Raw genomic sequence first — 15,252 nt, forward strand, 5'->3', positions numbered from 1 at the left:
TCCTCCGAAGTGCGACAGGAGACCAGGGTAGCCCGGCCTCCGCTCAGCGGGCATGGGCCGTCTCGCGCACCCCGGCGAAGAGGTCGGACTCGGGCAGCGGGCTGTCGACCGCCGAGCGGGCGAGCTGGAAATCCTCCGTCGGCCAGGCCTGCTTCTGCAACTCCATCGGCACCTGGAACCAGAAGCCGTCCGGGTCGATCTGGGTGGCGTGGGCGCGCAGCGCGTCGTCGCGGACCGGGAAGTATTCCGCGCACTCGACCCGGGTGGTGATCCGGACCCCCTTGTCGGGGCGGTCCTCCCAGCGCTTGAGCCACTCCTCGTACGGGGAGGGGAGGCCGGCGGCGAGGCTGCCCTCGTGCAGCGCGAGGACCTTGCCCCGCGAGAAGCCGACGTCGTAGTAGAGCTTGAGCGGCTGCCAGGGCTCCCCCAGGTCGGGGTAGCGCTCCGGGTCACCGGCGGCCTCGAAGGCGGCGACGCTGATCTTGTGGGTCATGATGTGGTCGGGGTGCGGGTAGCCGCCCTCCTCGTCGTACGTGGTGACGACGTGCGGGCGGAACTGCCGCATCAGGCGGACCAGCGGGCCGGCGGCGACGTCGACGTCCTGCAGGGCGAAGCACCCCTCGGGCAGCGGCGGCAGGGGGTCGCCCTCCGGCAGCCCGGAGTCGACGAACCCGAGCCACGCCTGCTCGACGCCGAGGATCGCGCGGGCCGCGTCCATCTCGGCGCGGCGGATCTCGCCGATGTTGGCCCAGACGTCCGGGCGGTCCATCTTCGGGTTGAGCACGCTGCCGCGCTCGCCGCCCGTGCACGTCACGACCAGCACGTCGACCCCCTCGGCGACGTACTTGGCCATGGTCGCGGCACCCTTGCTCGACTCGTCGTCCGGGTGCGCGTGCACGGCCATGAGACGCAGTTGCTCTGCCACTTGCGGCGCTCCTCGTCTGTGCCCAGCGCGGTGACCTGCCGGCGCCCGTGCCGACCTGTCATCCTTGACTTGCCATTCTTGCCGATGCCCCCGACAACGACGCCAGGAGATACCCGCCGGTGACCGAGACGCACGCCACAATCACCACCGACGCGCCGGCGTTCCCGCCGGGCCGCTACGGCCGGCGGCGCGAGCCGGGGCGCCGTCGACCCGCGCTGGTCGCCCTGCTCGCCGTGGCCCTCGCGGCGGCGCTCGGGCTGATCTCGGTCACCCTGTACGGCAGGTACGGCGACCCCGACTACGACGCCCAGATGATCACCTACACGGACGTCACCGACTCTCAGGTGGTGGTCCACTTCCGGGTGACCGTGCCGGAGGGCGGGTCGGCGACCTGCGCGCTGCGGGCCCGGTCGCGCGACGGCGCGGAGGTCGGCCGCGCGGAGGTGACCGTGACCGCCGAGCCGGGCGCGACCCGGATCACGGCCGGGCACCCGGTGACCACCACCTCCCGCCCCTTCATCGGCGAGGTGATGCGCTGCCGCCCGGCCGGCTAGGCTACCGGGACGCCCCTCGCCAGGCGCACCGTGAGTCCCGTCACCGGCACTCACGGTGATGGATCACACCCGGAGGGGCGGAGCACTGGTAGCTTGGTAGTTCACTGTCAGCCAGTCCGCACTACCAAGGAGAACGCCTGTGTCCAACACCGGAAACGAGGCGCCCGCCACCTGGCTGTCCCAGGACGCGCACGACCGCCTTCAGGCCGAGCTCGACGAGCTGATCGACAACCGGCCGGTCATCGCCGCCGAGATCAACGCCCGGCGCGAGGAGGGCGACCTGCGGGAGAACGGCGGCTACCACGCCGCCCGCGAGGAGCAGGGCAAGCAGGAGGGGCGCATCCTCTACCTGAAGGAGCTGCTGCGCACCGCCAAGGTCGGCGAGGCGCCGAGCGCCGACACCGTGTCCCCGGGCATGGTCGTGACGATCTACTTCGACGACGACACCGACGACACCGAGACGTTCCTGCTCGGCTCGCGGGAGATCGCGTCGACCACGGAACTGACGGTCTACAGCCCCGAGTCCGCCCTGGGCAAGTCGATCCTGGGGGCCCGGCCCGGCCAGACCGTCACCTACACCGCGCCGAGCGGCGCGGACATCAAGGTCACGGTGGTCAGCTTCGAGCCGTTCGCCGGCTGACCCGTCGGCCCGCCCGACGTTAGGAAGGGCCCCTTGTACAACGGAATGCGTTAACAAGGGGCCCTTCCTTGCATCTCAGCGCTCGGCGGCGAAGACCACCTGGTAGCCGCTGGCCCGCAGGGCGCTGATGAGCGTGTCGGAGTGCTCGACGCCCCGGGTCTCCACGGACAGCGCCACCTCCACCTCGCCGAGCCGCAGGTGCGGGTTGGCCCGCTGGTGCTCCACGTCGACCACGTTCGCCCGGTGCTCGGCGATCTCGCGCAGCAGCGAGGCGAGCTGGCCGGGCCGGTCCGAGCAGCGCACCGTGACCCGCAGGTAGCGCCCGGCCGCCGCGAGCCCGTGCTCGATCACCCGCAGCATCAGCAGCGGGTCGATGTTGCCCCCGGAGAGAACCGCCACCACCGGCGCCTCGACCTCCACCGCCCCGGCCAGCAGCGCCGCGACGCCGACCGCCCCGGCCGGCTCGACCACCTGCTTGCCCCGCTCCAGCAGCATGAGCAGCGCCCGGGAGATGTCCTCGTCGGAGACGGTGACGATCTCGTCGACCAGCTCCCGGACGTGGTGGAAGGTGATCTCCCCCGGCCGACCGACCGCGATGCCGTCGGCGATGGTGCTGAACGTGGGGAGACGGACCGGTTCCCCGGCGGCCAGCGAGGGCGGGTACGCCGCCGCGCCGGCCGCCTGCACCCCGATCAGCCGCACGTCGGGCCGCAGCGCCTTGACGGCCACCGCCATCCCGGAGACCAGCCCGCCCCCGCCGACCCCCGTGACGATCGTCCTGACGTCGGGGCACTGCTCCAGGATCTCCAGCGCGACGGTGCCCTGCCCGGCGATCACGTCCGGGTGGTCGAACGGGTGGATGAAGACCGCCCCGGTCCGCTCGGCGAACGCCTGCGCCGCGACCAGCGACTCGTCGACGGTGTTGCCGACCAGCTCGATCCGCGCGCCGTACCCCTTGGTGGCGGCGACCTTCGGCAGCGGCGCGTTCACCGGCATGAAGACGGTGGCGCGCGCGCCGACCAGCCCGGCCGCCAGCGCCACCCCCTGCGCGTGGTTACCGGCGCTCGCGGCCACCACGCCGCGCTCGCGCTCGGCCGCCGAGAGCCGGGAGATCCGCACGTACGCCCCGCGCACCTTGTACGACCCGGCGCGCTGGAGGTTCTCGCACTTGAGCCAGGTCGGCCCGCCGAGCGCGGCGCTCAGGGGGCGGGAGGGCTCCAGGGGGGTGGTGCGGGTGACACCGGCGAGCAGCTCCCGCGCGGCCCGCACCTCGGCGAGACCGACCAGTTCCGTCATGCGGTGATCGTGCCAGGGGTCGGCGAGCCCGCCCCGACGCGGGGGTGACCGGGGGCGTGCCGGGACCAAGGGGCCTGCATCTCGAACTGGCCGGCGACGCCGAGCAGCAGCAGCTCCGAGCCGGGCGGGCCGACGAGCTGCACGGCCACCGGCAGGCCGTCCGGGCGGCGGCCGACCGGCACCACGATCGCGGGCAGGCCGGCGAGGTTCCACGGCGCGGCGTACGGGGCGTACCGGAGGCTGGCCTTCATGTTCGCGGCCCAGGACCGGCCGGACCAGCCGGCGGCCTCCGGCGGCGGGCCGGCCAGCGCCGGGGTGAGCAGCAGGTCGACCGAGTGGTCGGCGAAGAAGCCGATGGAGCGCTCGCGCCAGCCGGCCCGGTCGGCCTCCCGGACGTACCCCCGGCGTTGCGCCCACTCCCCCAGCGCGACGTGCCGGCGGCTGCGCCGCTGGAGGTCGCGCCGGTCGAGCCCGCAGGCCCGCACGTCGGCGGCGGCCGAGGCGAACCAGGTGGCGACGGCCGCCAGGCCGAGATGGGTCGGGTAGACCGGGTCGGCGGGGACGGTGTCGTGGCCGGCGGCGGCGAGCAGCCGGCCGGCGGCGGCCACCGCGTCCCGGTTCGGCGCGTCGGCCCGGACGCCGCGCACCGGGGAGCGCAGCGACACCCCGACCCGCAGCCGGGGTGGCGGGACCAGCTTCTCCTGCGGCCGGCCGGCGAGCACCTGGAAGCCGACGGCGGCGTCGGCGACGGTGGTGGTGAGCATCCCGTGCTCGGCCAGGCCGAACCAGTCCTCCGCGCCGAGCTGGGCGGGGACCACGCCCCGGCCGGGCTTGAGCCCGACCAGGCCGCAGCAGGCCGCCGGGATGCGGATGGAGCCGAGGCCGTCGTTGCCGTGCGCGATCGGCACGAGCCCGGCGGCCACCGCCGCCGCCGCCCCGCCGGACGAGCCGCCGGGGGTGCGCCGGGGGTCCCACGGGTTGCGGGTGACGGCGTCGGGGCCGTCGGTGAGCGCCCAGAGGCCCAGCTCGGGCATCCGGGTCACCCCGAGGATCACCGCGCCCGCGCCGCGCAGCCGCCGGACCACCTCGTGGTCGGCCTCCGCCACGGCGGTGCGCGCGGCGGCGGAGCCGTTCCAGGTGGGCAGGCCGGCGACGGGGGTGTTCTCCTTGACCGCGACCGGCACCCCGGCCAGCGGGAGGTTCGCCAGGTCCTCCTGCTCGTCGACCTTCTCCGCCTCGGTGATCGCCTCCCCGCCGCGCACCGCGCGGAACGCGGCGAGGTCGGCGTCGGTCCGGGCGATCTGGTCCAGGTGGTCGGCCACGACCTGGGTGGCCGAGACGTCACCCCGCCGTACGCCCCGGGCGATCTGCTTCGCGGTCGCGCCCACCCAGGTCGGCATGATGTCCTGCACGGCCACCCTCCCCAGCCAGCGGTCAGCCCAGCGCCTGCTCCAGATCGGCGAGCAGGTCGTCGACCGTCTCGATGCCGACAGACAGTCGCACGAGATCGCCGGGAACTTCAAGCGGCGAGCCGGCAGCACTTGCGTGTGTCATCCGGCCCGGGTGCTCGATCAGGGACTCCACCCCGCCGAGGGACTCGGCGAGCACGAAGAGCTTCGCCCGGTTGCAGATCTCCACGGCGTGCTCCTCGCCGCCCGCCGCCCGGAAGGAGATCATGCCACCGAACCGGCGCATCTGCTTGGCGGCCACCTCGTGACCCGGGTGCGACGGCAGGCCCGGGTAGAGCACCTGGCCGACCTTGGCGTGCCCGTCCAGGTAGGCCGCGATCCGCTCGGCGTTGTCGCAGTGCCGGTCCATCCGTACGCCGAGGGTCTTGATGCCGCGCAGGGTGAGCCAGGCGTCGAACGGGCCGTTGATCGCGCCCATCGCGTTCTGGTGGTAGCGCAGCTCGTCGCCGAGGCCCCGGTCGGCGGCGACCAGCGCGCCGCCCACCACGTCGGAGTGCCCGCCGACGTACTTGGTCGTGGAGTGCACGACCACGTCCGCGCCGTGGGCGATCGGCTGCTGGAGGTAGGGCGAGGCGAACGTGTTGTCCACCACCAGCAGGGCGCCCGCGTCGTGCGCGACGGCGGCCAGGCCGGCGATGTCGGCGATGCCGAGCAGCGGGTTGGTCGGCGTCTCCACCCACACGATCCGGGTCGCGCCGGGGCGGACCGCGGCCCGCACGGCGTCGACGTCGGAGACCTTCGCCGGGGTGTACGTCAGCCCCCACCGCTCGGCCACCTTCGCGAACAGCCGGTACGTGCCGCCGTACGCGTCGTCGGGGATGATCACGTGGTCCCCGGGCTTGCAGACGGTCCGCAGCAGGGTGTCCTCGGCGGCCAGCCCGCTGGCGAAGGCGAGCCCGACCTGGCCGCCCTCCAGCGCGGCGAGGCACTCCTGGAGGGCGTCGCGGGTGGGGTTGCCGGAGCGGGAGTATTCGTAACCCTGCCGGGGCGCGCCGACGGCGTCCTGGGCGTAGGTGCTGGTCTGGTAGATCGGTGGGATCACCGCGCCGGTGCGGGCCTCGGGGGCCTGACCGGCGTGGATGGCGAGCGTCTCGAAGCCGTGACTCATGCCCGTGACGTTAGCGGGTGCGGAGGAGAGGAAGGGCACCTTGTCAACGCCTACGGTAGAGAAAGGTCCCCTTCTCACCGCACCTCATCGGGTGCGGGGCGCGAGGCTAGCCTGAGCGGATGGGGGCGTGCGTGTTCTGCGGGATCGTGGCCGGCGAGGTGCCGGCCTTCGTCGTCGCCGACGAGCCGGACGGGGTCGCGTTCCTCGACACCCGGCCGGTGTTCCGGGGGCACGTGCTGGTGGTGCCGCGCGCCCACCTGGTCACCCTGGCCGACCTGCCGGCGGAGGCCCTGGCCGGCTACTTCGGGCTGGTCCAGCGGCTCGCCGTGGCCGTGGAGTCCGGCCTGGGGGCCGGCGGCACGTTCGTGGCGATGAACAACCGGGTGTCCCAGTCGGTGGCGCACCTGCACACCCACGTGGTGCCGCGCACGAAGGGCGACGGCCTGCGTGGCTTCTTCTGGCCCCGCACCCGCTACGCCGACGACGTCGAGGCGCGGGGGTACGCGGACCGGGTGGCCGCCGCGCTCGCGCCGGGCTGATCACCGGCCGGGCGGGTAAGGAACCAGCGCCCGCCGGTGTTGCACGCGGGGAGAGGTACGAGAGGAGTTCACCGTGTTCCTTCGCCGCATGTCCGCCGAACTGCCCAGCCCCGACCAGGCCCTGCCCGGCCGCCCGATCGCGATGCCGATCGCCGACCGGCACGAGGTCCTCGGGTCGTCGCTGAAAGGGCCGTTCCCGGCGGGCTCGCAGGTCGCCGTCTTCGGGATGGGCTGCTTCTGGGGTGCCGAGCGGCTGTTCTGGACCCTGCCCGGGGTGCTCACCACCTCCGCCGGCTACGCGGGCGGCAGCACCCCGAACCCGACGTACGAGGAGGTCTGCTCGGGCCGGACCGGGCACGCCGAGGTGGTCCAGGTCGTCTACGACCCCACCCGGATCAGCTACGAGGACCTGTTGAAGGTCTTCTGGGAGAACCACGACCCGACCCAGGGCATGCGCCAGGGCAACGACGTGGGCACCCAGTACCGCTCGGCGATCTACGCCACCACCGACGACCAGCTCGCCACCGCCGTCGCGTCCCGGGACGCGTTCGCGCCGATCGTGGCGCGGGCGGGCAAGGGCGAGATCACCACGGAGATCGACCGGCTCGGCGACTACTACTTCGCCGAGGACTACCACCAGCAGTACCTGGCCCCGACGAAGAACCCGAACGGGTACTGCAACCACGGGCCGAACGGGCTGAGCTGTCCGGTGGGCGTCGCCCGCACCGCCTGACCGCCGACCTGGCCGGCCGTCCCACGGGGGTGGCCGGCCCGGGGCCCGGCGTCTCCCGGCCTAGCCCCCGCCATGTCGGCGGCATGGCGGCTTCTCACCTCCCCGGATACCGCCATGTCGGCGGCCTGGAGTGGATCAACCAGCCCGCCCCAGTGGCGCCCGACGCGCCCGCCCAGCCCGGGTCTCGGCGTCGTCCGGCAATGCGGGTTTTGTCACATCGAACCGCCGCGCCAACCCGGTCGGGCGGGCCGCTACGGGAGGAGAACACCCTCCGTCGAAGGTCCCAGCGACGCGAGGGCGAGCATTCTAGCAAGCAAGCGGTATCACCAACATCATCTCAACAGGCGAACCCCACTGGCCTCTGGCACCATTTCTTTCCATGTGCGGACTGGCTGGGGAGTTCCGCCGCGACGGCTCGCGGGCCGACGTCGCGGCGGTGGAGCGCATGGCGGCCACGATGAGCGACCGGGGCCCGGACGACGCGGGGGTGTGGTCCCAGGGGGCCACGGCCCTCGGGCACCGGCGGCTGAAGATCATCGACCTGTCGGCCGCCAGTTGCCAGCCGCTGGTCGACCCGGCCTCGGGGCTGACCGGCGTCTTCAACGGCTGCGTCTACAACTACCGCGAGCTGCGCGAGGAGTTGCAGGCGAAGGGGCACCGCTTCTTCTCCTCCGGCGACAGCGAGGTGGTCGTCAAGGCGTACGCCGAGTGGGGGCTCGACTTCGTCGACCACCTGGTCGGCATGTTCGCCGTGGCGATCAGCGAGCGCGACACCGGCCGGCTGGTGCTGGCCCGGGACCGGCTCGGCATCAAGCCGCTCTACGTGGCCGAGACGCCGGGCGTGGTGCGGTTCGCCAGCACCCTGCCCGCGCTGCTGGCCGCCGGCGGGGTGGACACGAGCATCGACCCGGTGGCGCTGGCCCACTACCTGAGCTTCCACAGCATCGTGCCGCCGCCGCGCACGATCCTGCGCGGCGTCGCCAAGCTCCCGCCGGCCACCGTGCGGGTGTACGAGGCCGACGGCAGCAGCCGCGAGCACGTCTACTGGGACCCGGCGTTCAACCGGCGCGAGGAGCGGGCCGGCTGGTCCGCCCGCGACTGGGAGGACGCCCTGCTGGAGTCGCTGACCACGGCGGTGCGCCGCCGGATGGTCGCCGACGTCCCGGTGGGCGTGCTGCTCTCCGGCGGGCTGGACTCCAGCCTGGTGGTGGCGCTGCTCGCCAACGAGGGCCAGCGCGACCTGTCGACGTTCTCCATCGGCTTCGACGCGGTCGGCGGGCGGGAGGGCGACGAATTCGTCTACTCGGACCTGGTGGCGAAGAAGTTCGGCACCGACCACCACCAGATCCGGGTGGCCGCCCGGGACCTGCTGCCCCCGCTGGAGGCGGCGGTCGCGGCGATGAGCGAGCCGATGGTCAGCCACGACTGCGTCGCGTTCTACCTGCTCAGCCAGGAGGTCTCGAAGCACGTCAAGGTGGTCCAGTCCGGGCAGGGCGCGGACGAGATCCTCGGCGGCTACCACTGGTACCCGCCGCTGGCCGGGGTCGACCGGGAGCGGGCCGTCGACACGTACGCGAAGGCGTTCTTCGACCGGGACGCGGCTGGGCTGGCCCGGGTCCTGGACCCGGCGTGGCTGGCCGACGGCGACCCGGCGCGCGAGTTCGTCGCCGCCCACCTGGCCCGGCCCGGCGCGCAGACCGCCGTCGACGCCGGCCTGCGGATCGACACCCAGGTCATGCTGACCGACGACCCGGTGAAGCGGGTCGACAACATGACGATGGCGCACGGGCTGGAGGCCCGGGTGCCGTTCCTCGACCACGAGTTCGTGGAGCTGGCCGCGACCTGCCCGCCGGAGCTGAAGCTGGCCCAGGGCGGCAAGGGCGTGCTCAAGGAGATCGGCCGCCGGGTGCTGCCGCACGAGGTCATCGACCGGCCGAAGGGCTACTTCCCCGTGCCGGGCCTCACCCACCTGGAGGGCAAGCTCCTCGACCGGGTACGCGACGCGCTGCACGCGCCGGCGGCCCGCCGCCGCAACCTGTTCCGCACCGAGTACGTCGACGCGCTGCTCGCCGACCCGAACGCCGAACTCACTCCGTTGAACGGAAACAAGCTGTGGCAACTGGGACTCCTGGAAATGTGGCTCCAGAGCCACGGAATCGACTGAGCGTGAGCAACAACCTGGCGACCGGGACGGCGCCGACCGACCGGGAACGCGTGCTCGGCCGGCGGCGCGAGCGGGTGGGGCCGGGCGGCGACCCGGTGGCCCCCGGCGTCGTCGACGCGGAGCGGCCCGCCGGGGACGGAAGGCGGCCCGCCGGGCGCGACGGCGTGGTGCTCGACTGCGGCTGGGGGCGGCTGGTCTTCGGCCAGACGTTCACCGACCAGGCGGCGGTGGCGGCGGTGCTGCGCTCGGAGGCCGACGGGGCCCGGGACATCTGCATCTACCTGCGCGACCCGCACGTGCTGGTGTCCCGGTTGCCGGACGAGCTCTTCATCGACCCGTCGCTGACGTACCGGCTGCGGCTGCCCGCCGCCACGGCGGCCGGCGACGGGCGCGGGGAGCTGCCCGGCCTGCGCATCCGCACGCTGCGCGACGCCGACGACGCGGACGCCGTGAACCGGATCTACGCCCGCAACGGCATGGTCACCGCCCCGGTCGACGTGCTGGTGGCCAACGCCCGCACCGACCGGTTCCTGCACCTGGTGGCCGAGGACGTCACCGGCGAGGTGGTCGGCACGATCACCGGCGTGGACCACGTCGCGGTCTTCGGCGACCCGGACGGCGGGGCCAGCCTCTGGTGCCTCACGGTGGACTTCAACACCGCGCCGCCCGGCACCGGCCAGGCGCTGCTCACCGAGCTGGCCGCCCGGCTGACCGAGCGCGGCCGGGCCTTCGTCGACCTGTCGGTGCTGGCCGAGAACACCGGGGCGATCCGGCTGTACGAGCGGCTCGGCTTCTACCGCACGGCCACGCTCTGCGTGAAGCGGAAGAACCCGATCAACGCGCCGCTCTTCCTGCCCGCCAGCCCGGAGGGGTACGACCGGCTCAACCCGTACGCGCGGATCATCGCCGACGAGGCGATGCGCCGGGGCATCCGGGTGGAGGTCACCGACCCGGAGTGGGGCGAGCTGCGGCTGAGCAACGGCGGCCGGACGGTCGTCACCCGCGAGTCTCTGTCGGAGCTGACCACGGCGGTGGCGATGAGCCGGTGCGACGACAAGCGGGTCACCCGGCGCATCCTCACCGAGGCGGGCCTGTCGGTGCCGCGCGGGCGGACCGCCACCGGCGACGACGCCGACGCCGCGTTCCTGGCCGAGGTCGGCCGGGTGGTGGTCAAGCCGGCGCGGGGCGAGCAGGGCAACGGCATCACCGTCGGGGTGCGCACCCCGGAGGCGCTGGCCGCCGCCGTCGAGCTAGCCGGCAGGTTCTGCCCGGACGTGCTGATCGAGGAGATGCGCGACGGCGAGGACCTGCGGGTCATCGTGATCGACCACGAGGTGGTCGCGGCGGCCGTCCGCCGGCCCGCGCAGGTGACCGGCGACGGCGTGCACGACATCGCCGAGCTGATCGAGCGGCAGAGCCGCCGCCGGGCCGCCGCCACCGGGGGCGAGTCCCGCATCCCGCTGGACGACATGACCCGCGAGGTGATCGCCGAGGCCGGGTACGAGCTGCACGACGTGCTGCCCGAGGGGACGGTGCTGGTCGTCCGCCGGACCGCGAACCTGCACACCGGCGGCACCATCCACGACGTCACCGGCGAGCTGCACCCGGAGATCGCCGAGGCGTGCGTGGCGGCCAGCCGGGCGCTGGACATCCCGGTCACCGGGCTGGACCTGCTGGTCGGGGCCCCGGACCACCCGGAGCACGTCTTCATCGAGGCCAACGAGCGGCCCGGCCTGGCCAACCACGAGCCGCAGCCGACCGCCGAGCGCTTCGTCGACCTGCTCTTCCCCGGCACGCGGGCACCGCGACGCCTCTGGACCCCGGCCGGTGCGGCAAGCTCTCAGGCATGACCGCACGTAAACCCGCCCCGCTGAAGATCGACCTGGACTACCTCCGTCAGGTGCTGGTGGAGCTGCTGGAGATCCCGAGCCCGTCCGGGCGCACCGACCACGTGCAGCAGTACGTCGGCGAGCGCCTCTCCGCGCTCGGGATCTCCTCCACGCTGACCCGGCGCGGCGCGCTCGGCGCCTGCCTCCCCGGGCCCCGGCAGACCGGCGCGGACCGGGCGATCGTGGTGCACACGGACACCATCGGCGGCATGGTGAAGCGGCTCAAGGAGAACGGCCGGCTGGAGCTGATGCAGATCGGCACGCACAGCGCCCGGTTCGCCGAGGGCGCGCACGTGCGGGTCTTCACCGACGACCTGGACCGGGTGATCACCGGGCAGGTGCTGCCGCTCAAGGCCAGCGGGCACCGCTACAACGAGGACGTGGACTCCCAGGGGGTCGGCTGGGAGCAGGTCGAGGTCCGGGTCGACGAGCCGGTGGAGGACATCGCCGGGCTCCGCGCGCTCGGCATCGACGCCGGGGATTTCGTGGCGTTCCTGCCCAACCCGACGGTCACCCCCAGCGGGTACGTCAAGTCCCGGCACCTCGACGACAAGGCCGGGGTGGCGGCGGTGCTGACCGCGTTCAAGGCGCTGGTCGACGCGGGGATCACCCCGGCGGTGACCGCGCACCTGCTGGTCACGGTCACCGAGGAGATCGGGCACGGGGCCAGCCACGGCCTCGACCCGGACGTGGCGGAGATCGTCTCGGTGGACGCCGCGGTGGTCGCTCCCGGCCAGCAGTCCCGGGAGAACGCGGCGACCCTGGCGATGGGCGACGGGGTCGGCCCGTTCGACTACCACCTCACCCGAAACCTGGCCGCCATCGCCCGCGAGCACGGGGTGGACCTGGTCCGGGACGTCTTCGAGTACTACCGCTCCGACGTGGCGGCGGCGGTCGAGGCGGGCGCGCACGCCCGGGTGGCCCTGCTCGGCTTCGGGGTGGACGCCACCCACGGCCACGAGCGCACCCACCTCGACGGGCTGGGCCACCTGACCCAGCTCCTCTGCCTCTACCTCCAGAGCGACCTGGTCTTCCCCGAGTGGGACGCCGAGCCCGAGGGCGACCTGGCCGACTTCCCGTCGCTGGCCGTGCAGCCCGCCCAGGAGGACGGCCCGCGCGAGGGCCCCATCGGCATCGGCGACTGAGCCGCGCGGGTTTTGTTCCCGCCCGGCCTGTGAGGGAAATTCCGTTGCCGCTGCCCCCGGCGAGTGGTTAGCGTGGCGGTACACGGGAAAGGAGGTGGTCCAGACTTGTATAGCAATCGGACTCGTGAGGTGGCTGTCCGCTAGCCGCTGTCCTCGACAGTGAAAACTCGTCCGCCGCGAGGCGGGCAATGCACCATCGTCGAGACCGTGTGGCAGCGGTACGGCGAATCCACGACAGCCACCCGACCCCCGGGGTGCCGGCCAAGTCCAGCCGGCCCGCGCGCGAGCGCGGAAGCCCCGGGGGTCGCTTCATGTCCGGCCCCGCCGGACCCCGCCCGACCGGAGGCCGCTGTGTCCATGCGCGAGCTGGTGGTGCTGGGAACGGCCAGCCAGGCGCCGACCCGGGCGCGCAACCACAACGGGTACGTGCTGCGCTGGGACGACGAGGTGATCCTCTTCGACCCGGGCGAGGGCAGCCAGCGGCAGCTCCTGCACACCGGCGTCACCGCCACCGACCTGACCCGGATCTGCGTCACCCACTTCCACGGCGACCACTGCCTCGGCCTGCCCGGCACCATCCAACGGCTCTCCCTCGACCGGGTCCCCCACCCGGTCGCCGTGCACTTCCCGGCCGGCGGCGCCGACTACTTCGCCCGGCTGCGGCACGCGTCGAGCTTCCACGAGACCGCCGAGCTGGCCGTCGAGCCGATCACCGCCGACGGGCAGCGGATCGCCCTGCGCGCCGGCACGCTGGAGGCCCGCCGGCTGCGGCACCCCATCGAGACGTACGGCTACCGGCTCGTCGAGCCCGACGGCTGCCGGATGCTGCCGGAGAAGCTGGCCGCGTACGGCATCGCCGGGCCCGCCGTCGGGGAGCTGCTCCGCGCCGGCCACCTGGACGTCGACGGGCGTCGCGTCACCCGCGACGAGGTGAGCGTGACCCGGCCGGGCCAGCGCTTCGCCTTCGTGATGGACACGGGGCTCTGCGACGGGGTGTACGCCCTCGCCGAGCACGCCGACCTGCTGGTCATCGAGTCGACGTTCCTGGCGTCGGAGGCCGCGCTCGCCGCCGAGGTCGGGCACCTCACGGCGGGCCAGGCCGCGCGGGTGGCGGCCGAGTCGGGGGTGCGCACCCTCGTGCTGACCCACTTCTCCCAGCGCTACTCCGACGCGCGGCGCTTCGCCGAGGAGGCCCGGGAGCACTTCGCCGGTGACCTGGTCATCGCGGAGGACCTGCTCACCGTGCCGGTCCCGCCCCGGCGGGTAGCCTCGCCGGGGTGACGATCATTCTTCGCCGTGCGACCGGCGACGACCTGCTCCCGGTGGGCGCGCTGCACCAGCGGTCCCGGGTGGCGGCGTACTCGTCGTTCCTGCCGCCGGAGGCGCTGGCGGACCCGACGGCGGAGGCGATGGGGGCGTACTGGGCCGAGCGGTGGGCGTGGGAGCGCGACGACCACCTGATGACCGTCGCCGAACGGGACGGCCGGTTGGTCGGCTTCAGCTACCTCGGCCCGGACGACGCCGACGACCCGGCGACCGGCCTGCTCAACGCCATCCACTTGGAGCCGGACGAGCGGGGGCGGGGCACCGGCCGGGCGCTGATGGTTGACGCGCTGGCCACGATGCGCGGCCGGGGCTGGAGGCGGGGAGTCCTGTGGGTGCTGGAGTCCAACAGGCGTGCCCGCGAGTTCTACGAGCGCGGCGGCTGGCTGCCTACCGGGGAACGCCGTGAGGAGCAGATCGGCACCGTGCGTGTGCCGCAGCTCCGCTACGGCGTGAAGTTGTAAGGAAGGGCCCCCTGTTAACGCATACGGTAGAGAAGGGTTCCCCTCTCACTCCCCGCCCCGGGTGCGCGGTCAGGCGGCCGAGCAAAAGACGTACGCGGTGACGGCGAGCTTGCCCGCCGACGGGCTCGCTGCACCGGTCGAGCCGCTCCTCGCGTATCCGGGACGCAGCACCTTCAAGTTCATCGGATCAGCGATTGCTTCCTTCAAATCAGCGCCTGCCGACATTAGGCTGTGCTCGCCCTCGGAACGCGCCGGAGGAAGGGGCATTCGACAGATAATCTTGCGCAGCAAAGTGAAGGAAAACGAGGAAGTTGATCTTTAGCGCCGCAGGTCAAGAAGTCTGCTCCCCGCGCATGCGGGGGTGATCCCTCCGTCGTCACGCGGAATGAGGGCCACATACACTGCTCCCCGCGCATGCGGGGGTGATCCCGGGTACTCGTCGCTCTGGCGGCGGCCGGCGGGCTGCTCCCCGCGCATGCGGGGGTGATCCCGCTCCCTCGGCGTGGCGCGCCGACCTGCCGCCCTGCTCCCCGCGCATGCGGGGGTGATCCCGGCCCCGAGCGGCAAGCACGCCTGGAAGCCGCCTGCTCCCCGCGCATGCGGGGGTGATCCCAAAGCTTATGGAGGTTCCTCGGTTACCAGTCCCTGCTCCCCGCGCATGCGGGGGTGATCCCTCGGCGGCGGTCGCCCGGTTGGCTGTGCTGGACTGCTCCCCGCGCATGCGGGGGTGATCCGGCCATCCCCTACATCGAGTCCCTGGCGAAGTGCTGCTCCCCGCGCATGCGGGGGTGATCCGGACTGGGCGTCCGACAAGGCCCGCCGCTGCCACTGCTCCCCGCGCATGCGGGGGTGATCCCACTGCACTGCGGGCGGCGACCCGTATTGCTACCTGCTCCCCGCGCATGCGGGGGTGATCCCCTTCTCATTGACGCCCGGGGCAGCGTGCTTGCCTGCTCCCCGCGCATGCGGGGGTGATCCCGCGCCGAAGGCCGACTGGGTGACC

At 73.3% G+C, this 15,252-nt stretch carries 13 protein-coding genes and 1 CRISPR repeat array (1 of these 14 only partly in view); of the genes, 9 read left to right on the forward strand and 4 right to left on the reverse strand.

Annotation, left to right across the window (positions count from 1 at the left end; all coding sequences use genetic code 11):
- Positions 1-43 precede the first annotated feature (43 nt).
- Entirely contained in the window at positions 44-925 is an 882-nt protein-coding gene (mca, locus tag LPU43_RS08515; RefSeq protein WP_229399703.1) for a mycothiol conjugate amidase Mca, read from the reverse strand.
- A gap of 119 nt (positions 926-1,044) precedes the next feature.
- Here mca and LPU43_RS08520 point away from each other — a divergent pair, with 119 nt between their 5' ends.
- Positions 1,045-1,479 (forward strand): DUF4307 domain-containing protein, encoded by a 435-nt coding sequence (locus LPU43_RS08520; RefSeq protein WP_229399704.1) that lies wholly within the window; start codon positions 1,045-1,047, stop codon positions 1,477-1,479.
- A 139-nt stretch (positions 1,480-1,618) separates the two neighbouring features.
- Positions 1,619-2,119: a transcription elongation factor GreA gene (gene greA / locus LPU43_RS08525; RefSeq protein WP_229399705.1), complete on the forward strand. Its 501-nt coding sequence runs from the start codon at positions 1,619-1,621 to the stop codon at positions 2,117-2,119.
- A 75-nt stretch (positions 2,120-2,194) separates the two neighbouring features.
- Here the strand turns inward: greA and ilvA are convergent, their stop codons facing one another.
- From ilvA to LPU43_RS08540, 3 genes are read right to left on the reverse strand one after another with little or no spacing between them, the layout of a single operon-like run.
- The gene (gene ilvA, locus LPU43_RS08530; protein ID WP_229399706.1) at positions 2,195-3,415 is read right to left on the reverse strand and encodes a threonine ammonia-lyase; all 1,221 of its coding nucleotides are present in this window, start codon (positions 3,413-3,415) and stop codon (positions 2,195-2,197) included.
- A complete protein-coding gene (locus LPU43_RS08535) occupies positions 3,412-4,833 on the reverse strand; it encodes an amidase (protein ID WP_229399707.1) in 1,422 nt (473 codons plus the stop codon). The genes ilvA and LPU43_RS08535 overlap by 4 nt, the downstream gene beginning before the upstream one ends.
- A 16-nt stretch (positions 4,834-4,849) precedes the next feature.
- Positions 4,850-5,992 carry a cystathionine gamma-synthase gene (locus LPU43_RS08540; protein WP_229399708.1) on the reverse strand — a complete coding sequence of 381 codons (1,143 nt, stop codon included), beginning with the start codon at positions 5,990-5,992 and terminating at the stop codon, positions 4,850-4,852.
- Positions 5,993-6,111: 119 nt separating this feature from the next.
- Between LPU43_RS08540 and LPU43_RS08545 the strand changes: the two genes are divergently transcribed.
- The 7 genes from LPU43_RS08545 (at position 6,112) to LPU43_RS08575 (ending at position 14,249) form a co-directional block, all read left to right on the forward strand.
- Positions 6,112-6,531: an HIT family protein gene (locus LPU43_RS08545; protein ID WP_229399709.1), complete on the forward strand. Its 420-nt coding sequence runs from the start codon at positions 6,112-6,114 to the stop codon at positions 6,529-6,531.
- Between the two features lie 73 nt (positions 6,532-6,604).
- A complete protein-coding gene (msrA, locus tag LPU43_RS08550; RefSeq protein WP_229399710.1) occupies positions 6,605-7,264 on the forward strand; it encodes a peptide-methionine (S)-S-oxide reductase MsrA in 660 nt (219 codons plus the stop codon).
- Positions 7,265-7,643: 379 nt separating this feature from the next.
- Positions 7,644-9,428, forward strand: a complete 1,785-nt coding sequence (locus LPU43_RS08555; protein ID WP_229399711.1) for an N-acetylglutaminylglutamine amidotransferase — start codon at positions 7,644-7,646, stop codon at positions 9,426-9,428.
- Positions 9,429-9,430: 2 nt separating this feature from the next.
- Entirely contained in the window at positions 9,431-11,278 is a 1,848-nt protein-coding gene (gene ngg / locus LPU43_RS08560) for an N-acetylglutaminylglutamine synthetase (protein WP_229399712.1), read from the forward strand.
- Positions 11,275-12,462, forward strand: a complete 1,188-nt coding sequence (locus LPU43_RS08565) for an osmoprotectant NAGGN system M42 family peptidase (RefSeq protein ID WP_229399713.1) — start codon at positions 11,275-11,277, stop codon at positions 12,460-12,462. The genes ngg and LPU43_RS08565 overlap by 4 nt, the downstream gene beginning before the upstream one ends.
- A 351-nt stretch (positions 12,463-12,813) precedes the next feature.
- Positions 12,814-13,743 carry a ribonuclease Z gene (locus LPU43_RS08570; protein ID WP_229399714.1) on the forward strand — a complete coding sequence of 310 codons (930 nt, stop codon included), beginning with the start codon at positions 12,814-12,816 and terminating at the stop codon, positions 13,741-13,743.
- The gene (locus LPU43_RS08575) at positions 13,740-14,249 is read left to right on the forward strand and encodes a GNAT family N-acetyltransferase (RefSeq protein WP_229399715.1); all 510 of its coding nucleotides are present in this window, start codon (positions 13,740-13,742) and stop codon (positions 14,247-14,249) included. The genes LPU43_RS08570 and LPU43_RS08575 overlap by 4 nt, the downstream gene beginning before the upstream one ends.
- A gap of 340 nt (positions 14,250-14,589) precedes the next feature.
- A CRISPR array of direct repeats spans positions 14,590-15,252; the repeat unit is 28 nt; unit sequence CTGCTCCCCGCGCATGCGGGGGTGATCC; it runs 1,319 nt beyond the window's last position.

Origin of the sequence: Micromonospora okii (genome assembly GCF_020884795.1) — a bacterium.
Taxonomy (GTDB): Bacteria; Actinomycetota; Actinomycetes; order Mycobacteriales; family Micromonosporaceae; genus Micromonospora; species Micromonospora okii.

Coding starts and splice junctions, on each gene's coding strand:
- LPU43_RS08545 (WP_229399709.1), top strand. CDS start 6,112: ATGGGGGCGTGCGTGTTCTGCGGGATCGTGGCCGGCGAGGTGCCGGCC.
- LPU43_RS08540 (WP_229399708.1), bottom strand. CDS start 5,992: ATGAGTCACGGCTTCGAGACGCTCGCCATCCACGCCGGTCAGGCCCCC.
- ilvA (WP_229399706.1), bottom strand. CDS start 3,415: ATGACGGAACTGGTCGGTCTCGCCGAGGTGCGGGCCGCGCGGGAGCTG.
- LPU43_RS08555 (WP_229399711.1), top strand. CDS start 7,644: ATGTGCGGACTGGCTGGGGAGTTCCGCCGCGACGGCTCGCGGGCCGAC.
- LPU43_RS08565 (WP_229399713.1), top strand. CDS start 11,275: ATGACCGCACGTAAACCCGCCCCGCTGAAGATCGACCTGGACTACCTC.